Origin of the sequence: Embleya sp. NPDC020886 (assembly GCF_044333915.1) — a bacterium.
Taxonomy (GTDB): domain Bacteria; phylum Actinomycetota; class Actinomycetes; order Streptomycetales; family Streptomycetaceae; genus Embleya.
Map to the genome: position 1 here is coordinate 322,299 of NZ_JBIRRX010000008.1, position 24,122 is coordinate 346,420.

23 protein-coding genes and 1 pseudogene are annotated in these 24,122 nt (G+C 69.1%); 13 read left to right on the forward strand and 11 right to left on the reverse strand.

The genetic code is table 11. The features are described from left to right. Positions 1–13 precede the first annotated feature (13 nt). From ACH4U8_RS27675 to ACH4U8_RS27685, 3 genes are all read right to left on the reverse strand, one after another. Entirely contained in the window at positions 14–799 is a 786-nt protein-coding gene (locus ACH4U8_RS27675) for an SDR family oxidoreductase (RefSeq protein WP_395780887.1), read from the reverse strand. Continuing rightward, the gene (locus tag ACH4U8_RS27680; protein ID WP_395780889.1) at positions 796–1,980 is read right to left on the reverse strand and encodes an acyl-CoA dehydrogenase family protein; all 1,185 of its coding nucleotides are present in this window, start codon (positions 1,978–1,980) and stop codon (positions 796–798) included. Before ACH4U8_RS27680 ends, ACH4U8_RS27675 begins: the two co-directional genes overlap by 4 nt. A 123-nt stretch (positions 1,981–2,103) precedes the next feature. Then, entirely contained in the window at positions 2,104–3,030 is a 927-nt protein-coding gene (locus ACH4U8_RS27685; RefSeq protein WP_360322814.1) for an SDR family oxidoreductase, read from the reverse strand. Positions 3,031–3,374: 344 nt separating this feature from the next. Between ACH4U8_RS27685 and ACH4U8_RS27690 the strand changes: the two genes are divergently transcribed. The 5 genes and pseudogenes from ACH4U8_RS27690 (at position 3,375) to ACH4U8_RS27710 (ending at position 8,091) form a co-directional block, all read left to right on the forward strand. Then, positions 3,375–4,301 (forward strand): cyclase family protein, encoded by a 927-nt coding sequence (locus tag ACH4U8_RS27690; protein ID WP_395780891.1) that lies wholly within the window; start codon positions 3,375–3,377, stop codon positions 4,299–4,301. Positions 4,302–4,633: 332 nt separating this feature from the next. Continuing rightward, positions 4,634–5,019, forward strand: a pseudogene (locus tag ACH4U8_RS27695) (type II toxin-antitoxin system RelE/ParE family toxin). Continuing rightward, complete coding sequence (locus ACH4U8_RS27700) at positions 5,016–5,348, forward strand: helix-turn-helix transcriptional regulator (RefSeq protein ID WP_360322820.1); 333 nt, start codon at positions 5,016–5,018, stop codon at positions 5,346–5,348. Before ACH4U8_RS27695 ends, ACH4U8_RS27700 begins: the two are co-directional and overlap by 4 nt. A gap of 153 nt (positions 5,349–5,501) precedes the next feature. Further along, positions 5,502–6,782, forward strand: a complete 1,281-nt coding sequence (locus ACH4U8_RS27705; protein WP_395780893.1) for a hypothetical protein — start codon at positions 5,502–5,504, stop codon at positions 6,780–6,782. Positions 6,783–7,023: 241 nt separating this feature from the next. Further along, the gene (locus tag ACH4U8_RS27710; RefSeq protein ID WP_360322824.1) at positions 7,024–8,091 is read left to right on the forward strand and encodes a Zn-dependent alcohol dehydrogenase; all 1,068 of its coding nucleotides are present in this window, start codon (positions 7,024–7,026) and stop codon (positions 8,089–8,091) included. Here the strand turns inward: ACH4U8_RS27710 and ACH4U8_RS27715 are convergent. Continuing rightward, positions 8,013–8,573: a zinc-binding dehydrogenase gene (locus ACH4U8_RS27715; RefSeq protein WP_395780895.1), complete on the reverse strand. Its 561-nt coding sequence runs from the start codon at positions 8,571–8,573 to the stop codon at positions 8,013–8,015. The genes ACH4U8_RS27710 and ACH4U8_RS27715 overlap by 79 nt on opposite strands. Positions 8,574–8,690: 117 nt before the next feature. Here ACH4U8_RS27715 and ACH4U8_RS27720 point away from each other — a divergent pair, with 117 nt between their 5' ends. The 4 genes from ACH4U8_RS27720 to ACH4U8_RS27735 all read left to right on the forward strand — a co-directional run bounded on the left by ACH4U8_RS27720 (position 8,691) and on the right by ACH4U8_RS27735 (position 11,309). Then, positions 8,691–8,933 (forward strand): hypothetical protein, encoded by a 243-nt coding sequence (locus ACH4U8_RS27720; protein WP_395780897.1) that lies wholly within the window; start codon positions 8,691–8,693, stop codon positions 8,931–8,933. A gap of 164 nt (positions 8,934–9,097) precedes the next feature. Continuing rightward, entirely contained in the window at positions 9,098–9,541 is a 444-nt protein-coding gene (locus ACH4U8_RS27725) for a hypothetical protein (protein WP_395780899.1), read from the forward strand. Continuing rightward, the gene (locus tag ACH4U8_RS27730) at positions 9,538–10,782 is read left to right on the forward strand and encodes a hypothetical protein (protein ID WP_395780901.1); all 1,245 of its coding nucleotides are present in this window, start codon (positions 9,538–9,540) and stop codon (positions 10,780–10,782) included. The genes ACH4U8_RS27725 and ACH4U8_RS27730 overlap by 4 nt, the downstream gene beginning before the upstream one ends. 20 nt (positions 10,783–10,802) lie before the next feature. Next, a complete protein-coding gene (locus tag ACH4U8_RS27735) occupies positions 10,803–11,309 on the forward strand; it encodes a hypothetical protein (protein WP_395780903.1) in 507 nt (168 codons plus the stop codon). Positions 11,310–11,384: 75 nt separating this feature from the next. On the opposite strand, the gene ACH4U8_RS27740 is transcribed toward ACH4U8_RS27735, so the two are convergent. Beyond that, a complete protein-coding gene (locus ACH4U8_RS27740; RefSeq protein WP_395780905.1) occupies positions 11,385–11,576 on the reverse strand; it encodes a hypothetical protein in 192 nt (63 codons plus the stop codon). Positions 11,577–11,585: 9 nt separating this feature from the next. Next, complete coding sequence (locus ACH4U8_RS27745; RefSeq protein WP_395781021.1) at positions 11,586–12,437, reverse strand: helix-turn-helix domain-containing protein; 852 nt, start codon at positions 12,435–12,437, stop codon at positions 11,586–11,588. Between the two features lie 253 nt (positions 12,438–12,690). Between ACH4U8_RS27745 and ACH4U8_RS27750 the strand changes: the two genes are divergently transcribed. Continuing rightward, on the forward strand, positions 12,691–13,137 hold the full coding sequence (locus ACH4U8_RS27750; RefSeq protein WP_395780907.1) for an ATP-binding protein: 447 nt from the start codon (positions 12,691–12,693) through the stop codon (positions 13,135–13,137). 36 nt (positions 13,138–13,173) lie between these two features. On the opposite strand, the gene ACH4U8_RS27755 is transcribed toward ACH4U8_RS27750, so the two are convergent. After that, positions 13,174–13,806, reverse strand: coding sequence for a TetR/AcrR family transcriptional regulator (locus ACH4U8_RS27755; protein WP_395780909.1), 633 nt, complete (start codon positions 13,804–13,806; stop codon positions 13,174–13,176). A 70-nt stretch (positions 13,807–13,876) separates the two neighbouring features. Between ACH4U8_RS27755 and ACH4U8_RS27760 the strand changes: the two genes are divergently transcribed. The 3 genes from ACH4U8_RS27760 to ACH4U8_RS27770 all read left to right on the forward strand — a co-directional run bounded on the left by ACH4U8_RS27760 (position 13,877) and on the right by ACH4U8_RS27770 (position 18,177). Next, positions 13,877–14,770: an NADP-dependent oxidoreductase gene (locus ACH4U8_RS27760; protein WP_395780911.1), complete on the forward strand. Its 894-nt coding sequence runs from the start codon at positions 13,877–13,879 to the stop codon at positions 14,768–14,770. A gap of 1,263 nt (positions 14,771–16,033) precedes the next feature. Then, the gene (locus tag ACH4U8_RS27765) at positions 16,034–16,462 is read left to right on the forward strand and encodes a DUF485 domain-containing protein (RefSeq protein WP_360322833.1); all 429 of its coding nucleotides are present in this window, start codon (positions 16,034–16,036) and stop codon (positions 16,460–16,462) included. Positions 16,463–16,515: 53 nt separating this feature from the next. After that, positions 16,516–18,177, forward strand: coding sequence for a cation acetate symporter (locus ACH4U8_RS27770; RefSeq protein WP_360322843.1), 1,662 nt, complete (start codon positions 16,516–16,518; stop codon positions 18,175–18,177). An 87-nt stretch (positions 18,178–18,264) separates the two neighbouring features. Here the strand turns inward: ACH4U8_RS27770 and ACH4U8_RS27775 are convergent, their stop codons facing one another. The 4 genes from ACH4U8_RS27775 to ACH4U8_RS27790 form a co-directional block, all read right to left on the reverse strand. Next, entirely contained in the window at positions 18,265–18,819 is a 555-nt protein-coding gene (locus ACH4U8_RS27775) for a flavin reductase family protein (protein WP_360322835.1), read from the reverse strand. Between the two features lie 194 nt (positions 18,820–19,013). Further along, positions 19,014–19,874, reverse strand: coding sequence for an enoyl-CoA hydratase-related protein (locus ACH4U8_RS27780; protein ID WP_360322837.1), 861 nt, complete (start codon positions 19,872–19,874; stop codon positions 19,014–19,016). Positions 19,875–20,033: 159 nt separating this feature from the next. Beyond that, on the reverse strand, positions 20,034–22,229 hold the full coding sequence (locus tag ACH4U8_RS27785; protein WP_360316513.1) for an acetate--CoA ligase family protein: 2,196 nt from the start codon (positions 22,227–22,229) through the stop codon (positions 20,034–20,036). A gap of 210 nt (positions 22,230–22,439) precedes the next feature. Continuing rightward, on the reverse strand, positions 22,440–23,957 hold the full coding sequence (locus ACH4U8_RS27790; RefSeq protein ID WP_379992574.1) for a class I adenylate-forming enzyme family protein: 1,518 nt from the start codon (positions 23,955–23,957) through the stop codon (positions 22,440–22,442). Positions 23,958–24,122 lie beyond the last annotated feature (165 nt).

Sequence of the window (24,122 nt, forward strand, 5' to 3'; positions counted from 1 at the left end):
GGCGGTGTCGCGGTCAGGCGCGTTGCGAACTGACCGAAACGACCTCGCCGGTCATGTACGAGGAGTAGTCCGACGCGAGGAAGACCATCACGTTGGCGACCTCCCACGGCTCGGCCGCGCGCCCGAACGCCTCGCGCGAGGACAGCTCGTCGAGCAGTTCCTCGGAGGACGCCTTGGCCAGGAACGCGTGCATCGCGATGCTCGGCGCGACCGCGTTGACCCGCACGCCGAACTCGGCCGCCTCCACGGCGGAGCAGCGGGTCAGCGCCATCACGCCGGCCTTGGCCGCCGCGTAGTGCGCCTGGCCCTTCTGCGCCCGCCAGCCCAGCACCGAGGCGTTGTTGACGATCACGCCCTTGCCGCGCGGCTGCATGTGCCGCAGCGCCGCCCGGGTGCAGCGGAAGGTGCCGTTCAGGGTCACGTTCATGACCAGGTCCCACTGCGCGTCGGTCATGTCGACCAGGTTGGCCTCGCCGCCGAGCCCGGCGTTGTTGATCAGCACGTCGATGCCGCCGAGTTCGCGCGCGGCCGTGTCGATCAGGTTCTGCACGTCCTCCTCGACGGTGACGTCGCACGGGACGGCCAGCGGCCGCGACCCGATCAGCTTGGCGAGTTCGTCGGCGGCCTCGCCCAGTCGGCGCTCGTGCTTGTCGCTGATCGCGATCACGGCGCCCTCCTCGGCGGCGCGCTTGGCCGCCGCGAAGCCGATCCCGGTGCCCGCCGCGGCGGTGATCAGCACGGTCTTGCCGGCCAGCAGGCCGTGGCCCTCGACGTAGGTGGGGGCGGGGGTGGGGCTCACTTGGCGTCTCCTCGCGGTTCACGGGGCATGCCGAGAACACGCTCGGCGATGATGTTGCGCTGTACCTCGTTCGACCCGCCGTAGATGGTGTCCGACTTGGTGAACAGGAACAGGCGCTGTGCGGCGGACAGTTCGTACGGGGCCTCGGCGGCCAGCGTGGCCTCGGCGCCGGCCACGTCCATCGCGAGCGTGCCCAGGCGCTGATGCCAACCCGCCCACACCAGCTTGGCCACCGACGCGGCGCCGGGGTCGGGCGAGCCGAGCGTGCGCAGCGCGTTGCAGCGCAGCACCTTCAGGTCCATCCAGCTCTGCAGCAGTCGATCGCGCAGGGCCGGGTCCTCGATCGCGCCGTTGGCCTTGGCCTCGGCGACCACCCGGTCCAACTCGATCTCGAAGCCGATCTGCTGGGCCAGCGTGGACACCCCGCGCTCGAACGCGAGCAGGCCCATCGCCACACCCCAGCCCGCGCCGATCTCGCCGACCACGTGCTCGGCGCCGGCCCGGGCGTTGTCGAAGAACACCTCGTTGAACTCGCTGGTGCCGGTGAGCTGGACGATCGGACGGACCTCGATGCCGGGCTGGTCCATCGGCGCGAGCAGGAAGGTGATGCCCTTGTGTCGCTGCGACGCGGGGTCGGTGCGGGCCAGCACGAAGCACCAGTTCGCCTCGTGTGCGAGCGAGGTCCACACCTTCTGGCCGCTGATCAGCCAGTCGCCGGTCTGCGGGTCCACCGTCGCGGTGGTGCGCAGGTTGGCCAGGTCGGAACCGGCGCCCGGCTCGGAGTAGCCCTGGCACCACAGTTCCTCGCCGCGCGCGATGGCGGGCAGGAAGCGGGCCTTCTGCTCGTCGGTGCCGAACGCGAGCACGGTCGGGCCGAGCAGGTTCTCGCCCATGTGGTTGACCCGGCCGGGGGCCTGGGCGCGGGCGTACTCCTCGCCGAAGATCACCTGCTGCATCAGGGACGCCTCGCGGCCCCCGTACCGCTTCGGCCAGTCCAGGCCGATCCAGCCGCCCTCGCCCAGCCGCAGTTCCCAGGCCCGACGGATCTCGAAGTGCTCGTGCTCGCTGCCGGGACCGCCGGTACCGACGGCCGCGGCGAACTCACCGGAGAGGTTCTCCCGGAGCCATTCGCGGACCTCGGCCCGGAACTCCTCGTCCTCGGCGCTGTACCGGAAATCCACAGCGTGTCCAATCTCGTCTTCCGAGCTCGTCCCGCGAGCGCGTCCTTGCGAGGGTCGGCGGCCACGCGCGCGGGATCGGCGACCGCTCGTCCCGCGCGCGTGGTGCGTGCACGGAGGGCTACGTCAGTTGCCGGCGGCGGCAGCGGCCTCGGCGGCCTTCTTCTTCGCCGCGGCGGCCGCGTACTCCTTGAGCTGGGCGAGCACCGGCATCGGGTCCTGGCCGATCTGGGTCGGCAGCTTCTCGGCGATCTCCTCGGCCGTCCAGCGGTCGGCCGCGTACATCGTCTTGATCTCGTGCGGCTGGTCCCACAGTGCGATCTTGGGGCCGGCCGTCGTGTAGACCTGCCCGGTGATGTTCTTGGCGTGGTCGGAGAGCAGGAAGACCACCAGCTCGGCGACGTCCTCGGGGTCGCCGATCTCCTTGAGCGTCTGCGGGACGCCTTCGGACATCCGGGTCCGGGCCACCGGCGCGACGCAGTTGGCGTTGACGCCGTACTTGTTCAGGCCCAGCGCGGCGGAGCGCACGAACGAGACGATGCCGCCCTTGGCCGCGGCGTAGTTCGCCTGGGCGACCGAGCCGAGCGCGTACACGCCGGAGGTGAAGCCGACGATCGAGCCGAAGCCCTGGGTCTTCATCACCTTGGACGCGGCCTGCACGACGGTGAAGGTGCCCTTGAGGTGGGTCGCGATGACGCTGTCCCACTCGTCCTCGGTCATGTTGAACAACATGCGCTCGCGCAGGTTGCCCGCGACGGTGACGACACCGTCGATCCGGCCCCACTTCTCGACGCCGGCGTTCACGATGCGGGCGCCGCCCTCCATCGTGGCCACGGAGTCGGCGACCGCGACGGCCTCGCCGCCGAGCGCCTCGATCTCCTTCACCACGGCGTCGGCGACCTCGCTGGTCGGTTCGCTGCCGTCCATCGCGACGCCGTAGTCGTTGACGACCACCTTGGCGCCGTGCGCGGCGGCGGCGAGGGCGACGGCGCGGCCGATGCCCCGGCCCGCGCCGGTGACCGCGATTACCTTGCCCGTGAGGAAGTCACCCATGTGTTGTCCGCTCCTTGTCGGTGGCCTCGTCGGTAGGCCCCGGAAATCGAGGGCCGAGGCCCAGGTCGGGTCGGTCGTGGCGCACTCCGCGCTCCGCGCTCGACGTGGTGTGTCGCGCTTCGTGCGGGCGTACGCAGGCTTCACAGCCCTGCGGACGCAAGGTGCGCGGTCTGTGAGAACGCCCTCTCGACATTATCTGACGATCCGTTAGTTTTCCTGGGTAGAGTGCCGCAGCACACAGCACGCACACCCACTTGACAGCGTGGTCCTCGGCTTCCGAGAGTGCGCCTGTCGGTATTCGTGCTCATCGGCACGTGTCACCACCGCCTGGAGGAGGCCCCCCTATGTCGCTGCCCCCCGAGTTCCATGAACTGGCCGCACGCGTGAACAACTGGGGCCGGTGGGGCCAGGAGGACGAGATCGGGACGGTCAACCTGATCACGGCCGACGTGGTCAAGGCCGCGGCGGGCTGCGTACGCACCGGCAAGCGCTTCTCGCTGGCCGTGGAACTGCGCGAGGACGGCATCCAGAACGGGATGATCCCGGGCCGGGACAACCCCAAGCGCACCACGTTCCTGGTCAACCACGAGGTCTTCGGCCCCGGCACGGTGGCCACCAGCGACGACTCGGTGGTGATGGGCATCCAGGCGGGCACGCACTGGGACGGGCTGACCCACGCGACCTACGACGACCGGCTGTACAACGGCCACTCGGCCAAGGAGACGGTCACCGCCGAGGACGGCGCGTGCAAGCTGGGCATCCACAACGTGAAGACGCTGGTCTCGCGCGGGGTGCTGCTGGACGTGGCGCGGGCCAAGGGCGTGGACATCCTGCCGCCGGAGTACGCGGTCACGCCCGCCGACCTGGAGGCGGCCGAGGAGTTCGGCAACGTGAAGGTCCGCGCGGGCGACATCGTGCTGGTGCGGACCGGGCAGATCCGGCAGTACTTCGCGGGCGAGAAGGACATGTACTTCTACGGCCCGGGCCTGTCGGTGCGCACGCCCGAGTGGTTCCACGCACGCGATGTCGCGGCGGTGGCCAACGACACCGTGACGTTCGAGGTCTTCCCGCCGGAGATCGAGGACTGCTTCATGGCGGTGCACGCGCTGCACCTGGTGGAGATGGGCATGCTCCAGGGGCAGAACTGGAACCTGGAGGAGCTGTCCGAGGACTGCGCGGCGGACGGCGTGTACGAGTTCTTCCTGGAAGCCTCGCCGGAGCCCTTCGTGGGCGGCGTCGGCACGCCGGTGAACCCGGTGGCGATCAAGTAGTTCGCGTCGGCGCGCGGGTCGGGCTCGGCCCGGGAACACGCGTAGACCGCACGACATGCGGGCCCCGGACAGGATCGCCCTGTCCCGGGGCCCGCGTGCGCTCCGGGCACCGCGACGAGGCCCGGAACGACGGCGGTCCCACTTCGTCGAGGAACCCCGGGCCACTGCCCGCGTGCCTCGTCGTCCCCTCGCGAACGACCGCCACACTCAGGGTGATCAGTGTCGGACGAGGCGTCAACACCTTGCGCCCAATGATTTGGCCGTCCTGATCACGATTCGTCTACCTGGCAGCCTCGGCGCCTGGGTGATGCCCTCGATATACACTTGAGTATATGGACGAGCCCTGGGTGATCGAGATCGAGCCGGAGGTGCGGCGTTGGCTGTGCACCCTGTCCGACCGCGACTACCTCCAAGCCGAGCACGCTGCCGAACGCTTGTCGGCGGCCCCACGACCCTCGGGGAGCCCTTCGCCCGCCACCTTGGCGACGGACTCCGCGAGTTGCGTTTCATCCTGGGCCACGACGGCAACGCCATACGTCTGACGTATTGGCTTGCGCCCGGCCGACGCATCGTCCTGTTGACCGTATTCCGCAAGACGCGAATGCGTGAAGACGGTGAGGTCGATCGAGCAAGGTCCGCGCGGAAGACCTGCGAGGCCGAGCACGAGCGTGCACACCAGGAGTTCACTCGGGACATCACGAAAGGAGAATTCTCATGAGTCACGCCCGATGGAAGCTCGCTCGTGATCGCAAGCTCGTGGCCGGCGAGGCCGAGTCGCCCGAGGTCGCGGCCATGCGTATGGAGATTCGCATGGCATTCGAGCTTGGGCAGGCGGTGTACGACCGGCGCACGGCATTGGGTATCTCGCAGACCGAGTTGGCCAAGCGAGCGAGCATGACCCAACCGCAGATCTCCAAGCTCGAACTGGGCGGCACCGTACCCACCCTTCCGCTGCTGGCCCGCCTGGCGAAGGCACTCGACGCGTCGCTGAACATCGCCTTGGACGGGGAGACTTCGGCGGTCGTTTTCACGCCGCGAGCAGCCTGAGTGGCTGGGACGCGATCTCTGGCGGAAGGTGTGGTCGCGAATCCGGCGGTGCCGGGTGCGGTGCTGCTTCGGGTTCTTTCGGCTGCCGGGCACGAGGAGCTGCGGCGGGGCTTTCGGTATGCGCCGGGGCTGCCTCGGGATGTGGTCGAGGTGATGCTTGCGCACCCGGATCAGGGGGTGCGGGCCGCCGTTGCCGCGAATCCGTATGTCGATGCCGAGCAGCGAGGGCGGCTGGTGCACGATCGGCGCAGGGTCGTGCTCGCCAATCTCTTCGGATTCCGGGCACATCCCGACGGCGAGCCGAAGCCGCTGCCGGACGCCGCCTATGAGGCGTTCTTCGCCGCGCGGCAATGGGCGAATGCGGCGCGCCAGGATCAACCGTACGACGAAATGACGCTGTTGGACGAGATGGGTCGTTGCCGGAGCATGCCGCATCGGTTGCGGCTGGGCCTCGCCCGGCATCCCCAGCCGGGGCTGCGCCGGTTCGCGGCACGGTTCGTGGGTGGGCTGTCGGCCGAGGATCGGGCCGCGCTCCTGGCCGACCCGGATCCGGACGTGCGTGCGGAGGCGCGGAAGGCTGCCGAGGACGACGTGTATGTCCACACCGAGATCGATTGGAATCCCGAGAACTGGGGGCACAGTTGGGTCTTCTCCGGTCGGCTCGTGGAACGGGGGACGATGGAGCGGGTGGTTCGAGGGGAGAATTGCCCCGATCACTACCGCAGCGCACTGGCCGGGAACCCGCACCTGCCGCCGGACCTGGTGGCCGTGCTGGCTCGGGACGAGGACCCGGACGTCCGGGACGCGGTCTCGCTCCGGCCGGAGCTGACGGAGGAGGAGCGGGCCGCGATCGACTATCGGGTGCCGGAGTTGACCGATCTCGATGAGGTCGCCTGGCATCCGTACCGGGCCGGGGCCCTCTCGGTCGCCGGCCACGCGCGGTCCGGGCACCCGGTTCTGCGGCGGTACGCGGCGTGTGCTCCCGGGGTGGCGGATCGGCTGCGGGATGTGCTGCTGGGTGATTCGGACCTGGGCGTACGGGTTCTGACGTGCCGTCATCAGGCCGGTGTGCCGGGCGGGGATCTGTTGCGCGCGTACCGGGAGTTCCGGGGTCGCAATCGGTGGCGGCTGACCTACCGGCCCGGGTTTCCCACGCATGGGCTCGCCCGGTTCGCGGATGACCCGGATCCGGCCATGCGCGAGTTGGTCGTGCTCGACCCGCAGGCGCCGGCCGCGGTGGTGGTCGGGCTGCTCGCCGATCCGGAGCGGTGTGTGCGGACCACGCTCGCGCGGCATCCGGCGGTGCCGGTGGATCGGCTGGTCGCGCTCTTGGACGACGCCGAACTCGGGCCGCACGCGGCGCGCAATCCGGCGCTGCCGGTCGAGGTGATGCACCGGATTTTGGACGTCGCCGGGGTGCCGCGCGAGGGGTGAAGTGGGCGCTGTGGCACGGCCGGTGAACCGTATGTCGATGCGACACGTGTGTGATCGACGGGCTGCTCAGAGGTCGTTTCGTGGTGTGACGAGAGGACTGTCACAACCGGCTGACTGCTCATCAGTTCCGGGCTAGAGTGCCGCGCGGGTACGCGTGCGCGCTTGAGCTCCGGAGCCGGTCCGGCCGGTAAGCCGTCGAGCGCCCCGGCTCGTCAGCCCATTTCCGATGGAGGAGGAACCGGTGAAGGGCGTTCTTTTCGATGGCAAGGAAGCCTCGGTCGTAGACGACCTCGAGGTGCGTGCACCCGGGGCCAACGAGGTCCTGGTGAAGATCGGCGCGGCCGGCCTGTGCCACAGCGACATCTCGGTGATCAACGGCACCATCCCCTTCCCGCCTCCGGTCGTGCTCGGGCACGAGGGCGCGGGCGTCGTGGAGGCCGTCGGCGAGCTGGTGACGCACGTCAAGCCCGGCGACCACGTGGCGCTGTCCACGCTGGCCTCGTGTGGCGCGTGCCGCGAGTGTGACCGCGGCCGGCCGACCATGTGTGCCAAGAGCTTCGGCCAGCTCAACCAGCCGTTCACCCGCGGCGGCAAGCCGGTCTACAACTTCGCGGGCCTGTCGGTCTTCGCGGAGAAGATCGTGGTCAAGGGCGTCCAGGCGGTCAAGATCCCCAAGGACATCCCGCTCGCGTCCGCCGCGCTGATCGGCTGCGGTGTGCTGACCGGCGTGGGTGCGGTGCTGAACCGGGCGAAGGTACAGCCCGGCGACACCGTCGCGGTGATCGGCACCGGCGGCATCGGCCTCAACGTGATCCAGGGCGCGAAGCTCGCGGGCGCGGTGCGGATCGTGGCCGTGGACGCGAACCCGGCCAAGGAGGCGGTGGCGCGCGAGTTCGGCGCGACCGACTTCGTCGACGCGCGCGCGGTCGAGGACTCGGTCAAGGCGGTCCAGGCCCTGGTGCCGGGCGGCGTGGACCACGCGTTCGAGTGCGTCGGGCACGTCAAGGTGATCCGCAACGCGATCGACATGCTCGGGCGGGCCGGCCAGGCGATCATCCTGGGCGTCGCGCCGTCGGACGCCGAGGCGGCCTTCCACGTGTCCTCGCTGTTCCTGGACAAGTCGATCATGGGCTGCCGATACGGCTCGTCGCGCCCGCAGTACGACATCGCGCGCTACGCCGACCTGTACCAAACGGGCGCTCTCAAGCTCGACGAACTGGTCACCCAGACCTACGCCTTGGACGACTTCCAGCACGCGGTCGAGGACGCCGAGGCGGGCAAGATCGCCCGAGGCGTCTTCGTCTTCTGAGCCCGAGTCCGGCCACGGCGCGCCTCGCGCTTCCAGAGGCGCGCCGTGTCGACACGTGCGACGCGGCCTTTGCCGCGTCGCGCGTGCGGCCGGCTGCGTGTGCCGAGGCTTGCCGGTGTGCGTGGGGCGCGGGTGAGCCCTGAGCGGGTGATCTCGGTCATCGGCGTGGTGTCGGGGTTGCCGCTGAAGAAGCGTATGCGTCCGCTCCCGTTCACGGTCGAGGCGAGGAGGCCGGCGGGCGGCCTGGTGAAGTCGGTGGTGACCGCGACCACGCGGCCGCCGGGCGCCAACAGGCGGCGGAAGTGGGGCTGTCGGGTGCCTACGGTGTCCAGGACCACGTCGAAGCGGCCCGGTTCGGACAGGGGTGTCGTGCGGTAGTCGAGTACCTCGTCCGAGACCAGGTCGCGGGCTTTCGACGAGGCCCTCGCCGACCCCGATCCCGGGCGGGGTCTGTACACGCTGCTGGAGAAGGTGTGCACCACGCAGGCGACCGATCGCGGGTTCGCCGCCGTGTTCGTGCACCGATTCCCCGAGGCTCTCGATCACGGTCGCGGCGTTGCCACGAACACGAACATGCCTGTGTCGAGGAGCGTTTGGCGTTGCCGGTTCGACGTGCTCGCGAGGGGGGACGGCTGCGCGCCGACTTCGAGCCGGCCGACATCCCCCTGCTGCTGCCGGCGCACAGTCGCCTTGCCGGACAACCACGGGACGCCGCCCTGGCCACCTCCCGTCGCCTGCTCGGCTACCTGTTCGAGGCTTTCCGGATGCAGCGACCCGGCCGTCCGCCGCCGCCCGCAGCGATGGACACGCGTGGGTTCCGCCTGCCGTCGGGTGGCTCGTAGGCGACCTGTCGCTTTCGGCGTGCCGCCGGAAGCGGTGCCCGGACCGTGCCACCTCCGTCGGCTCGGATCACCGTGGGCGAAAGCGCGTGCGATTGCCCGGATTTCGTTGCCCTCTGCAATCGAAGGGATACAATCGGCTCTTCGCACTGACCGGGGGGTGTGTGATGGCTGAACGGTTCTCGGTGGACTTCGGCTGGTTGGACGCGTTGATCGCCGCGTTCGACGGCTCGACCCGCGCCACGGACGCGGCGCTCGACGCACTGCACGAGACCGGACCGATCCGGACCGGGCACAAGGATCTCGACAGGGCATGTGACCACTTCAATGGCAAGTGGGAGAAGCGGGTCAAGGAGTTCCGGGGGGACATCGGCAAGTTCCGAGCCGTGGTGGAGACGTCCAAGTCCACGTACGGCGTGACCGAGCAACATGTGACCACCTCCATGGCTCGGCTCACCCCGAGCGCTCCGGCATCCACTCGGCCGGCCTCCGCGCCGCCGACGGTCGACTCCCCGCTCCACTCGGTGCTGGACCCCGACGGTTCGTCGGTGCCGACGGTGGTTCCGCCCACGGCTTCGGCGCCGAGCCGGATAGGGGAGGTGTTCGGATGAGCTCCGCCGCGAAGGAGTTTCCGGGGCTGCGCTTCGATCCGGCTCCGGGGCTGGTCCCGGCGCTCGGTGCGCTCGCCGAGAAGGTACGCCAGGCGGCCGGGCAACTGGGCAACGTGCGCGCCGAATTGGAGACGACGCTGCGTGATGCCGGGGCCTGGACCGGAGCGGCCGGCGGTTTGTGCCACGACGCCGTCCAGCACATCTATCCGGACGTCTGGATCATGCACGACGCCCTGTCCGGGGTCGAGCACACACTCGGCGAATGGTCGTTTCTCCTGGCGGAGTACCAGCGCTCCCGGACGGCCCTGGAGGCCCAGGCGGTGGCGGCCCGAGCCCGCGTGAAGCAGGCAAAGGCCGACCCGGCGGCGGACCTCGGGTTCACCGACATCGTCGGTCGATCGGATCGGGAGCGGGAAGACATCTTCAAACGCCACGACATCGCGAAGCAGGCGGTGAACCAGGCCGAGGACGAACTCGACCGGATCATCGAGGCCGCCGAGGGCCTGAAGAAGCAACACGACGCATCCGCAAGGACGTTCGCGAAGCAGATCAGAGACTTCGCCGATCACCTGCCGGACCGCAACACGATGACCCCGGCGGGCTCGTACCTCATTCCGCCCTACTTCACGAAGCCGCCGGTCAGCCGCGAAGACCTGGGCCCCAAGCGCGAGTTCAACGTGACCGCCCCCACCGCGAAGGACCAGGCGACACGCTTGGCCGCCATGGCCATGGTGGCCGGACAGGACGCGTACTTCGACAACGACCGCGCGGCGAGCTACATGAAGAACTGGCTCGAAGGCAACGGGCGGGATGTCCAGTTCAATGCAAGTGAATTCGTGAACGCCAATCCTGCGTTTCAGCAGAAGGTGAACGAAATTTTGAAGGCCAACGGCCCGGCGGGAAACTTTGATACCGGCTGGAAAAGCAATACGGTGGCCGACGACATGACGAAGGGCCCCGTCCCGCGCGAGTTGCTGGATTTTTATTACACCATGAACGGCTATCAATATCGGATAGTCGGATCGGATATCAAGATGGTTGATGGTCAGCCGGTCGGGCAGGTTCGGGTTGATATCTACAAACGATACAACTGGGGCAACCCGGAAGGCGGAGATCACCGAAGCAACATCGAAGGTGTCCCGCAGAACGACCTGGCTCGCCTCAATGAGACGGGATTAGCCCATGATTTCGACATCGTGGGCAGCACGACTTTCTACGCCGCTCCGGCTCCGGCCCCATGACCTCCCCCGGTTCCAGCAGCGTGGAAACGACAGGCGTTCGCAGGCTCTTCTTCCTGGTGGGCGCCTTCCTGGTCGGCATGCTGATTCTCGGTGGCTTGGCATTCGGGGCACTGCAGCTCTACCTTCGGCATCCGTGGGCGCCCTTTCATCGGGATTCTCGCGCCGATCCCGGGAGCAGCGAGATATCGCTCAAGGAATCCTTGAAGTTGACCGGAGTCACTCTCCCGGAAGGGACGGTCAATGTTCGGTACTATGTCAAGGGAAACGCGATGGGGACGCTGTTGAAGCTCTCGTATCAAATTCCTTGTAATTCTGTTCCGGCCATGATGGAGGCTGCGAAACTCACTGTCCCGGTGGCTGTGGACAGTACCGACAACAAGGTCCGTCGATTTGCGGAAAGTCACGGCTGGCGCCCGGAGTCGGGCCCTACGACCGCCGCTACCGATACGCAGGTATGGAACACGACGGCCATGGTGCAGACCCTCGCCTCCGGAAACTGTTCCGTGTATGTCGACGCATTCAACTGAAACGCGTTGTGCCCTGGCGGGCCGTGGATGGCCTTCGGGTGGGGCGTGATCGGCGGCGGCGTCGATCACGTGGAGCTACAGCAGGTGGTCGGCCTTGCCGGCTTTGATGTCGCGGATGAGGGTGCGGAGGGCGTCCAGGGTGTCGGTGACGTATTCGTGCTCGTGGCCGGCGACCGCGATGTAGCCGTTGCCGTCCGCGTCGGTGCCGAGGCGGAAGCAGTTGCCGGAGTCTTGGCAGAAGGGTTCGTCCCAGGTGATGTCGGACATGTGCTCTCCCTAGAGGTGCCGCATGAGCGAGTGGATCAAATCGCGGGTTCGAGGTTCCGTCAGTGCGATTCGTTCCATCTGGTCGAGTTGAAGGCTGAACTTGCGTAGTTGCGTGTTCGTGTGCAGGAAGTCGGCGACGCCGGTGCGATCCAGTTGGATCGTGTCCAGGCTCGGCACGCGGCCGTGGGCATAGAGGAAGGACTGTCCGGAGCCGGGGAATGCTCCGGCCGAGAACGGGATCGCTCGGACGACGACGTTTTCCCGGGCCGCCATCTCCAGGATGTGTGCCAACTGTCGGCGCAGAACGGCGCGGCCTCCGACCTCGATGCGGAGCGCCGCTTCATGGACTATGGCCGTGTAGGTGGGAGCGCCCGGTCGGTCGAGCGCGCGGTGGCGCTGGATGCGGTGCGAGACCCGGGCCTCGAACTCCTCTTCGGGCAGCGGCGGAATGGCCGCCTCGAAGAGGGCGCGGGCGAACGGCTCGGTCTGAAACGGCCCGGGGATGTGTGCCAGGGTGGTCATGCGCAGCCTTTGGGCGAACCACTCCAGTTCGGCAATGTCGAGGAACGTCGGTGGCAGGAAGTTGCGGAACTCTTCCCACCAGCCCTTTGTGCGTTCTGCGGCCATGCCGGCCAGGACGTCGACCAACTCCCGGTCCGTACAGTCGTAGTGGTAGGCCATCCGGCGCACCCGTTCCGGACTGACGCCGTGCCGTCCTGCCTCGGTGCTCGTGATCACCGTTCGATTGGTTGCCAGCACCGCTGCTGCTTGCTCTGTCGACAGGCCGGCGCCCTCGCGCAGCTTGCGAAGTTCGGCCCCCAACCGTTGCTGACGGGCAGTCGGGTTACTCCTCGGCGCCACATGCACCCCCTGCGTACATGTGGCTCAGTCTGCCGCGCGCTGGGATCACGGTCCAACGGCCTCCGAGGATTTGGTGGCACATGTGCTCCCAAAGCTCTACCGTGAGTGTTGCACCAGCCACGCAAAGCGATGCCGGAAGTGCACCGCGCAAGCATGCCCGCCTGTTTCGGGACGGGGTGTTCGCGCTCGGGGAGGTAGGCCACCGGCGCCGTGGGGTTGTGCCCAATTGCCCGCGTTGCCGAGGAGTTGACGCATGTTCGGACCTTCCTGTCCGGCCGAGAAACCCGTGCCTGCCGTTCCCGCCCTTCCGTGCCACTGGATCTTCCCCGCGCATCCCCGATCCGTCCGGCGGGCGCGGTATGCCGTGGCCGAGGCGCTGCCGTTCGATTGCCGGCCGCAACTTCGGGACGAACTGGTGTTGTTGACGTCGGAGCTCGTCACCAACGCCGTGCGACATGCGGTGGATGGGCAGGCCGGCGGCGATCCCTCGATCGAAGTCGCCTTCTGGACCGGCGACGGGCACCACTGGCTCGCCGTCTCCGACCCCGGAGCGGGGTGGCCCACGATCGCGGATCCCGGTCCGCAGACCTGTGGTGGTCGCGGATTGTTGTTGGTGAACGAAGTGGCCGCAGTGTGGGCGGTGATCCCGCGTCCGGGGTCCGGCAAGGCGGTGGTCGTGGGGCTCGGGCTCGTGCGTTGAGCGGTCGCGCGGCTCGATTTCCGCTTGTCGCCGCTGTCAGCCTGTCTGGACCCGGCCTCCGCGGGCATCCGCATCCGGTGTGCGCGGGGACGGGCCGGTGACCTCCCAGGCTGCTTCGACCATTCGGAAGGTCTCGTCCACCGCTGCCTCCGGGGTGGCCGCCTCGCGGGACAGTGAATAGGCGTCGATCACGAATCTGGCGATCGTGCGGCAGGCCGTTGCGGACCGGGACAGGTCCGGATCGGTGGCGATGGCGGTTGCCAGCGACTCCGCGTGGCGCAGCCGCATCGACTCCTCGTACTCCCGCAGTGCGGGGGAGGTGACGATCATGTGCCAGATCGGGGCGGTGCCCTCCGCCGTGCAATGTCGCACCAGGGCCAGGATCTCGCGGCGCAGGGCCGGAATCAGCGGCTCGTGCGGCTCCCGGTCGGTGACCGCCCGTACGAGGCGTTGTTCGAAGTCCTCGTCCTGCTCGAACACCAGGGCCTCTTTCGAGGCGAAGTGGGCGAAGAGCGTGGTGACGGCCACGTCGGCCTCGGCGGCCACCTCGCGGATGCCCACCGCGTCGTACCCGCGTTCCAGGAAAAGCCGCAGGGCGGTGTCGGCGATCTTCTGGCGGGTCGCGGCCTTCTTTCGCTCACGGCGGCCGGGCGGCGCGGGCACGGTCATGGGTTGACACTAGCAGATATGAAGCCGTAGCAGTTTCGAAAAGCTAACCGTTAGTGTTACGGTCGGCCGCATGAAGAAAGTGAGCTTCGCCGAGTTCGGCGGTCCGGATGTCCTGCAACTGATAGACGCCGAGGAGCCGCACGCGGGCCCCGGCCGGGTGCGCATCGCCGTGCGGGCGGCGGGAGTGAATCCCGTCGACTGGCGGGTGCGGGAAGGTCAGGTTCTGGGCGCCCATCCGACCGAGTTGCCTTCCGGGGTCGGGCTGGACGCCGCCGGGGTGGTGGACGAGGTCGGCGCGGGCGTCGAAGGGGTCGAGGTCGGGGACCACGTGTTCGGCGAAGGGGCGAGCACCTACGCCGAGTTCGCCGTGTTGTCGGCTTGGGCCCGGATGCCGGAGGGGCTGACGTTCGAAGAGGCGGCCGGGTACCCGTCGGTGGTGGAGACCGCGTTGCGCATCATCCGCGAGGTCGGCGTGGAACCGGGGGAGACGCTGTTGGTCAGCGGTGCGTCCGGGGGAGTCGGCTCGGCGGTGTTGCAGATCGCCCGCGACCGAGGCATCACGGTGATCGGCACGGGCGGGGCGGCGAACCAGGATTATCTGCGTGGCCTGGGCGCCCTCGCCACGACGTACGGCGAGGGCTGGGTCGAGCGGGTCCGTCGGCTCGGCCGGGTCGACGCGGCGCTCGATCTGGCCGGCACGGGCGTGATCCGCGAACTGGTCGAGCTGACCGGGGATCCGCAGAAGGTGATCTCCATCGCCGACCTCGACGCGCCCGAGGCCGGCGTGCGCTTCTCCGGCGTGGCCGGGAGCGTGCCGGACGCGCTTGCCGAGGCGGTCGAGCTCATCGCGCGGGGAAGGCTGCACATCCCGGTCGAGAAGTCGTACCCGCTCGCCGATGCCGCGGTGGCACACATCGACAGCCAGGCCGGTCACACGCGCGGACGCCGGGTCATCCTCGTCTGAGCCGTCGCACGGGCGCCCGAGGCCGTCGCCCGGGCGCCCGAACGGCTCCGGGCCGAAGGGGCCTGCGAGGGGCCGGAGTTGAACCTGCACCCGGCGCGGCCGGTGAGCACGTTCGACGCACGCCGAACCGGTGCCCTCGGCGGCGAGGCGCGAACTGGCGGATGTCGTCCCGGAGGACCTGCTCCGGGCGTATCACGCGAAGGGGCGGAACATCGCCGGGACCCACGGCCCCGGAGTCGGTGGGTGCCGGCGCCGGACTGCAACGGGCCGAGGTGCGCGCCCTGTTGCACGGCGCCGAGTACGCGAGCGAAGTACGAGCGGACGACGCGCGCTTCGCCGCATCGGCCATCACGAGCGCTCCGCCCCCGGTGATCGACGGCGGCCCCGACCCCGGGCGGCCGACCCCCGGAACACCTCCGAGCCCTGTTCGAGGCCGCACCCACTCCGTCGCGCCCGGCGGCCATCCGGCAAGCAGAGCCCGGAGCTTCGGCGTTGGGGATGGGCGGTCTTGTTCGGGGGTTTCGGGGGTTTTCGTATCACAGGTCCGCTGTGTGGGTGAGCATGGTGGTATGGCAGGCACCGGGCCGCCGGACTGGTGGCCGACAATCATCGTCATCGCCGTTGTGCTGGGACTGATCGAGCGCTTTCGGAAACTCGGACCCAACGAGTGCCGAACGTGTCGGGGGCGGGGTGGGTTCAACGAGCCGGGGTCCCAGATCATGGGGCGTCCGTCGACCTGGCATAAATGCCGGGATTGCGGAGGTACGGGGAAGATCCGCCGCTAGGGCGCGGTTTTCGCGCCGGGTCGGAGAGGTGGTCACATAGCGGTTTCATTCGGACGTTTCGCCGGCGGTCGGGTGCGAGGTCGAGCAGGGTTGCCCGATTCGCCAAGTCCCCTCGGAGAGACTGGGGTTGCCGATGTCTGGGGCCGGGCGGGAGCTTCGGGATGGGGATGATCGATGTGGTTCGGGTGTGACTCGAATCGATCGACGTGGGCTTCGGTGGGCGAATTCGACGGTGGTTCGGTCGGCCGTGGAAATTACGATAACAATTTCGATCAATCTTGCAGGCGGCAGGAATTCGTGGTTTATCCGCGTAACCAGTGCCTCTCCCATTCGGTTGATCGGATAGGTTCCGCGCGTCCTGGCGGCACCTCTAAACTCGCTCCGCTGCGGCCCCAGGTCCCACGGACCGCGGTCAGGTACCCGATCGGCGCCTCGGGCCACGCGCGGGGTGTCCGCTGGAGAGGAGCCCTACCGCCCCATGCCGACTCCGCACGACGAACCGCCCGCCGCTCGTCCCCCCGAGCCCAAGCCCGAGCCCGAGTCGGGTCCCGAGCCGGAGGGCGCGGAGGCTTCCGTCCCGGCCCCGCGCGCCCCGTACGTCGACGACCGCACCGGATATCTGGAAATGGAGCAGGACCCGAGATTCGGGGCGCTCAAGAAGCGCCAGCGGTCCTTCATCTTCCCGGTCACCGCCGCATTCCTCACGTGGTTCCTGCTCTACGTGGTGATGTCCGCCTACGCGCGCGACTTCATGGCCAAGGAACTGATGAACCACATCAACGTCGCACTCGTGTTCGGGCTTCTCCAGTTCGTCTCGACGTTCGTGATCGCCTGGGCGTATTCACGATTCGCGCGTACCCGACTCGACCCCGTGGCCACCGAACTGCGAGAGGAACTCGAAGCGTGAATCCTTCTCTCGAACTCGCCGCGGAGTCCAGCAACCGAGGCTGGACCTTCGCGATGTTCGCCGTGCTGGTCGTGGTGACCCTCGGCATCACCTTCTGGGCCGGTCGCAAGAACCGCACGGCGTCCGACTTCTACGCCGGTGGCCGATCGTTCTCCGCCCTCCAGAACGGCATGGCGATCGGCGGCGACTACATGTCGGCCGCGTCCTTCCTCGGCATCGCGGGCATCCTGGCGCTGTCCGGCTACGACGGATTCCTGTACTCCATCGGCTTCCTGGTCGCCTGGCTGGTGGCCCTGCTGCTGGTCGCCGAACCGATGCGCAACTCCGGCCGCTACACGATGGCCGACGTACTGGCGAACCGGATGCGCGAGCGCCCGGTCCGGATGGCCGCGAGCGTGTCCACGATCGTGGTGTCGATCTTCTACCTGCTGGCCCAGATGGTCGGCGCGGCCTCGGTCGTCTCGCTGCTGCTCGACGTCAAGAGCGACACCGCGCAGATCTCGGTCATCGCCGCGGTCGGCGCGCTGATGATCGTCTACGTCACCGTGGGCGGGATGAAGGGCACCTCCTGGGTGCAGATCGTCAAGGCCGGGCTGTTGATGGTCGGCGCGTTCGTGATGTGCGTGTGGGTGTTGGCCAAGTTCCACTTCAACATCGCCGACCTGCTCGGCACCGCGGCGAGCAAGTCCGGTTCGGGTGAGTCGTTCCTCCAGCCGGGGCTCAAGTACGGGGCCACGGACGGCTGGTCGAAGATCGACCTGATCTCGCTCGGGCTCGCGCTGGTGCTGGGTACGGCGGGCCTCCCGCACATCCTGGTGCGCTTCTACACCGTGCCCAACGCCCGCGTCGCGCGCAGGTCGGTGACCTGGGCGATCGGCATCATCGGTGTGTTCTACCTGATGACGCTGGTCCTGGGCTTCGGCGCGGCGGCGCTGATCGGCAGCAAGGAGATCAAGAAGGCCGACCCGACCGGCAACACCGCCGCGACCCGGCTCGCCGAGCATCTGGGCGGCGGCGCGGGCACCACCGGCGGCGCGCTGATGCTCGCCTTCATCGCCGCCGTGGCCTTCGCCACGATCCTGGCGGTGGTGGCCGGCCTCACCCTGGCCTCGTCCTCGTCGTTCGCGCACGACCTGTACGCGAACGTCTTCCGCAAGGGCCGCACCACCGACGCCGAGGAGGTCAAGGTCGCGCGGATCGCGGCGCTGGTGATCGGCACGGCGGCGATCGTCCTGTCGGTGTTCGCCCGCGAGTTGAACGTGGCGTTCCTGGTCGCGCTGGCGTTCGCCATCGCCGCCTCGGCCAACCTGCCGGCCATCGTGTTCTCGCTGTTCTGGAAGAACTTCAACACGCGCGGCGCGGTGTTCGGCATCTACGGCGGCCTGGTCACCTCGGTCCTGGTGGTCGCGCTGTCGCCGATCTGCTGGGGCGGGGCCAGCGAGACCAAGCCGGCGATCAAGCAGCTCACCGCCAAGCAGGCGGACGACTGCGGGGTCTCCAAGGACCGCAAGGACGTGGGCAACGCGACGGCGCTGTTCAGTTGTACGACCGCAGCGCCCATCCCGCTGGAGAACCCGGGGATCATCTCGATCCCGGTCGGCTTCGCGTGCGCCGCGATCGGCGCGGTGTCCGCGCGGCGGCGCCGCACCGACGACGACGACCGCAAGTTCGCCGAGCTGGAGGTCAGGGCGCTGACCGGAGCCGGCGCGCACTGAGCGAGCGGCTACCGAGCCGGCCCGCGGCGAGCGGGCGCGGCAGGCACCGATCCGGACCCGCGGCCTCGGCCCGGGTCCGGGTCGGTGTCACGCGTTGGCGCTGGGGTGGCCGAACCGGCCCTTGTAGAACAGCAGCGGGGCGCACTCCACCCGCGGCGCGTCCAGGGCCTGGACGCGGCCGATCACGATCTCGTGGTCGCCGCCGTCGATCACGCTCTCCAACGTGCAGTCGATCCAGGCGAGTACGTTGTCCAGCTTCGGCGAACCGGTCGGCGTCGCGCTGTGCGAGACGCCGGCGAACTTGTCCGCGCCGCTGACCGCGAAGCCGCGGCACAGCGTCTCCTGGTCCTCGGCGAGCACGTTCACGCAGAACCGGCCGCCCGGCCGGATCCGCGGCCACGTGGTGGACGTCTTCGCCACGAAGAAGGTCACCAGCGGCGGGTCCAGCGACAGCGACGCGAACGACTGGCAGGCGAAGCCCACCGGAGTGTCGCCGTCGAGCGCGGTGATCACCGTGACGCCGCTGGCGAAGTGACCGAGGACGTGCCGGAACGTGGCTGCCTCGACGATGCCTTCACCCTCGGGCAGGGCGATGGCCGCGGGGTCCGCAGGCTTCGTGCTCGCTGCGTCGATCTGGCCCATGGTGGACTTCCTCGCAGGTGTCTTGGGGCGTCGGGTCTGTGACGCTACGTCACCCGTTTTCCTTGCGTCAATCAAACGAGAGGGGGTCCTTCGTCACATCTGACTACTCGTCAGTTGTCTTGTGGCGCAAGGCACAACGCTCGAACGGGGGCCGAACGGCGAGCCGCGGGGACCCGCCGTCCGGCCACCTGCGGCTACCAGCCGTAGTACTCCGGCTTGCGGCGCTCCATCAGCGAGGCGACCCCCTCGTTCGCGTCCCGCGAGGTCATGTTCAGCTCGACGGTCTGCGCCTCCTCGTCGAAGGCGGTCACCCGGTCGCTCTCCAGCGAACGGTTGACCAGGCGCTTGGTGAACGCGTAGGCCCGGGTCGGCCCGTCGGCCAGCCGCTCGGCCCACTCCCTGGTCACCGCCTCCAGTTCGTCCGCGGCGACCACCTTGTTCACCACGCCGATCCGCAGGGCCTCGGCGGCGGGCAGGTCGTCGCCGAAGAACATCAACTCCTTGGCCTTCTGCGGGCCGACCAGGCGCGGCAGCAGGTACGCGCTGCCGCCGTCCGGCACCAGGCCGCGTCGGGTGAAGATCTGGATGAAGCGGGCGGTGTCGGCGGCGATCACCAGGTCGCACGCGAGCGCGAGGCTCATCCCGTAGCCGGCGGTGGTGCCGTTGATCGCCGCGATCACCGGCTTCTCGCAGTCCAGGACGGCGTTGGTCAGGCGCTGTACGCCGGTCTTCATCATCCGGGTCGCGTAGCCGGTCGGGCGGGCCGGGGGCTTGGGCGCGGCGTCGTCGTCCGGGGTCTCGGCGGCTGCGGCCAGGAGCGACTTGGTGCCGGGGGAACTGCGCAGGTCCATGCCGGTACAGAAATGCTTCCGGCCCGCGGCGGTGAGGACGACGGCGCGGACCGACTCGGTCGCGGACGCCTCGCCGAGAAGGTCGATCAGCAGCTCGCGTTGGGCCCAGGTGAGGGAGTTGCTGGCGGCGGGGCGGTTGAGAGTGATCCAGAGCACACCCCCGCTCACGCGGTGCAGCAGTTCCTGGTCGGTGTCGGTGGTCATGTGTGCGATGGCTCCTTGCCGGGGTTGGTTGGCCTCAAGCGCCGGCCGGGGTGGTTTTCGTCCGGCGTTGAGCGTTGTTCGAGTCGGGGTGGCCTCAAACGCCGGCCGGGCCCGGTTTCGGTCCGGCCGGCGTTTGAGGCCACCCCACGGCCCTCGGCCCTACCGGGCCACGGCGAGCGCGTCCAAGGCCACCGTGCCGCCGCCGCGGGGCATCACCATCAGCGGGTTGATGTCCAACTCGGCGAGTTCATCGCCCAGTTCGAGCGCCATGCGCTGTACCCGCATGACCACGTCGACGAGCGCGTCCAGGTCGGCGGGGGGCTGGCCGCGCATGCCCTGGAGGCACTTGAGGCCGCGGAGTTCGCCGAGCATGCGCTTGACCTCGTAGGCGCCGAACGGCGGCACCCCGATCGCGATGTCGTCGAAGACCTCGACGAAGATCCCGCCCAGACCGACCGAGACGGTCGGCCCGAACAGGTCGTCGTGCGAGATGCCGACCACCATCTCGACGCCGCGATCGACCTGCTGGCACACCAGGACGCCTTCGAGCCGACCGGCGCCTGCCTCCTTGGCCGCGTCGGTGATCTCGCGGTACGCGTCCCGCACCTGGCTCGCCGAGCGCAGGCCCAGCTTGACCAGACCCAGGTCGCTCTTGTGCGGCAGTTGCGGGCCGCACGCCTTCATCACCACGGGGTAGCCGATCAGCCCGGCCGCCCGCACCGCTGCGGCGGCCGAGGTGACCAGTTGCTCGCGCGGCACCCGGATCCCGTACGTGCGCAACAACTGCTTCGCCGAGTGCTCGGACAGCGGCTTGCCCGAGGACAGCAGCCGCTTGGCCTTGGCCGCGGCCGGCGACGCGAGCCGCGGGACGTCCTCGAACGGCGACGAGTACTGGGTGCGGAAGCGGTGGTAGTCGAAGTACGCCCGCAGCGCCCGCACACAGTTGCCGAACGTGCGGAAGACCACCACCTTGTTCGACTTGAGCAGGATCTCGCGATAGGCGCTCTCGTCGCCCACCGGCGAGCCCCAGACCACGCAGACCACCTTGTCGGTCGCCTCCGCCGCGTCCACCAGGTCCTGCGCGAGCCGGTCGCTCATCGGCGGGAACGCGCCGGTGATCGGACACACCAGCACCCCGATCGCGGGATCGGCCAGGATCGCGTCGATGATCTTGCGGCCCCGCTCGTCCCCGGCCGGGTGTCCGCCGTTGTCCACGGGGTTGGACACGGTCAGGTAGGGCGGTATCCAGGTGTGCAGCTTCTCCTGGGTGGACCGGTCGAGCGGCGGCACCGTCAGGCCCTCGGCGGCGGCGAGGTCGGCCATGTGCGCGCCGGTGCCGCCGGAGATCGAGTAGACGCAGACCCCCTGCGCGAGCGGGGTCCCGGTGCGCGCGAACAACTGGGACGTGTCGATCAGTTCGTCGAGGCCGTCGACCCGGGTGACCCCGTACTGGCGGAACACCGCCGACGCGGTGCGGTCGCCGCCGGTCAGCTTGCCGGTGTGCGACTGGGCCATCCGGGCCCCGGTCTCGGTCCGTCCCACCTTGACCACGACCACCGGTACGCCCTGCCGGGCCGCGTGGTCGGCCGCCAGCGCGAAGGTCCGGCCGTCCTTGAACCCCTCGACGTAGGCGGCGATCACGCCGACCTCCTCCTGATCGGAGAAGTGTCGGACGAAGTCCGCGATTTCCAGGTCCGCCTCGTTGCCGACCGGGGCCCAGTGGGACACCCGGATGCCGATCTCCTGGGCGGCGAAGACCGGACGGCCCTGGTGCCCGCTCTGGGTGATCAGCGCGATCGCGGGGCCTTCGAGGTCGGTGCGGAACTCCTCGAACGCGTTGAGGTTGGTGTTCGGCCCGAGCAGGCGCAACGAGCCGCCCGAGGTGAGCTGGGCGAGCCGGGCCTGGGCCTCGGCTCCGGCGGCCCCCGCCTCGGCGAAGCCGGCCGCGAACACGACCGCGAAACCGACGCCGGCGCCCGCGAGTTGCTCCAGTACCTCGGCCGGGTCGCCGACCAGGACGACGGCCAGGTCGACCGGCTCGGGGACCGCCGAGATGTCCGCGTGGCACGGTCGGCCGGCGATTCGCTCGTGTTTGGGGTTGACCGGGAACAACCGCGCGCCCACTCGATCGGCCCACGCGATCAGTTGCGCGGTGATCCGTGCGCCGGGTCGGCCCTCGGTGTCCGAGGCGCCGATCACGGCCACCGTGCGAGGTCGGAAGAAGCGGTCCAGGTCGGCGGGGCGGAGCGCGAGTGGTCGGCCGGTCACGTCGAGTTCGGCCGACGGATCCGCGTTCACGGTGACGCTGGTTCGAGTGTGCCCCGGGAAGTGGTGTCCTCTGCTGTCGTGAAGCATCATCGCGCCCGTCCCTTTTTCGATCTTTCGTCGCCGCCAGATCCGATCGACACTGGAATCGAGCTGACGGTTAGTCAGTTAGCTTGCTGATGGGACGTCAGGGCTGTCCACTGTCTCACCGGCCCGGTCCCGACGCATCTGTCCGATCACCTGGACATTTGCTGACTTGGTCAAACATGTTGGTGATATCTGCTGGTCATCGCGCGGTTACTAAATGTCCCCGAAGGACTTCTCGCGTTCGGTCAAGGATCTGCGGTCCACTTTGTCCATCCCGGTGAGCGGTAGCTCGGGCACGATCCGGATCGCCTCGGGAAGTTTGTGTGCGGACAACCGCGAGGCCGCGAACTCACGCAATGCGGCCAGTGACGGCTCGGATGCGGCACGTGACACCACGACCGCGACGCCGATCTCGCCCATCACCCGACTGGGTCGGGGGACGACCGCGACCGAGGCCACGTCGGGATGGTCGAGCAACACCGCCTCCACCTCCTGCGGATACACGTTGTATCCGCCGCGGATGTACATCTCCGTCATCCGCCCGGTGATCCGCAGGCAGCCGGCCTCGTCGATCCGGCCGAGGTCGCCGGTGTGCAGCCGACCGTCGCCGTCGAGGGCGGCGGCGTCGGCTTCGGGGTCGCGCCAGTAGCCCGCCATCACGGCGGGCGAGCGCAGGCAGATCTGCCCCTCCGCGCCGACCGGCAGGACGGTGCCGGTCCGCGGGTCGCGGATCTCCAGTTCGGTGCCCGGCCGGGGGCGGCCGACCGTGTGCAGCGCCTCCGAGTCGGGGGCGTCGAACGCGGTGAGCGTACCCAGCCCCCCGGACTCGGTGGACGAGTAGCGAATCGAGTAGCCCGCCCCGAAACGGGTCCGGGCCTCGTGCACGAGGGGGGCGGGGGACGGCCCGCCGCCGACGATGAGACCGCGTACGTGGGTGAGGTCGTAGCGGTCGAACTCCGGTCGGCCGAGCAGGAGGGAGACCTGCGCGGCCACGCCGCCGAGGTAGGGGATCTGCTCGCGGGCGACCAGGCGCAGTGCGTCCTGGGCCCGCCAGCGGCCGAGCAGGTGCAGGGTCGCGCCCATCTTGAGGTAGCCGGCCAGTTTGGTCATGAAGCCGACGTGCGGCAGGCCGGTGGCGACCAGTTGCGGGCCGCCCTCGCCCCAGCGGTCGCCGGTGTCCATCGCGGTGATGGCGGCGATCTGCCGGGACGTGAACAGGGCGCCCTTCGGGGTGCCGGTGGTGCCCGAGGTGAACACGACCGTCTCGGGCAGGTCCGGGTCCTGATCCCCGGTCACCGGTGGTGCGGGCGGAATCTCCTCGCGGCGGAGTTCGGCCCACACGTCCTGCGCGCCGGCGGCCGGCACACAGCGCAGGAGTTCGGGTCCGGCCGGGACGCCCTCGGCCAGTTCCTCGGTGGCCAGCACCAGATCCGGTGCGGCCCGGTCCAGGATCGCGGCGCGCTCGGTGGGGGTGTAGCGCGGTCCCACGCCGGTGGTGATCGCGCCGAGCCGGGCCAGGGCGGTGTAGGCGACCACGTACTCGAGCCCGGACGGGAGCACGAGGGCGACCAGGTCGCCGGGCCGGACACCGCGCCGGGCCAGCCCGGCGGCGACCTGGTCGGTCAGCGCGTCCAGCCCGCCGTAGGTGAACCCGCTTCCGCCGTGCACGAGGGCCCGCCGCTCGGGAAAGCGTCGGGCGGCCTCACGAAGCACCTGGGCGAGCACGGTCACAACGGGTCCCTTCGGCCTGCGCGCGAAGTATCGGCGTGGGGGTGGTGTATGCCACACAACACGACACGCCCGGGGTAAGGCGACGTTTCGGAGGTGTGACGAAAGCAATGTTCCAAGGGTATGACGGTGTGTCAGATACTGGTGCTCGCGGGCTGCCGGATCGTC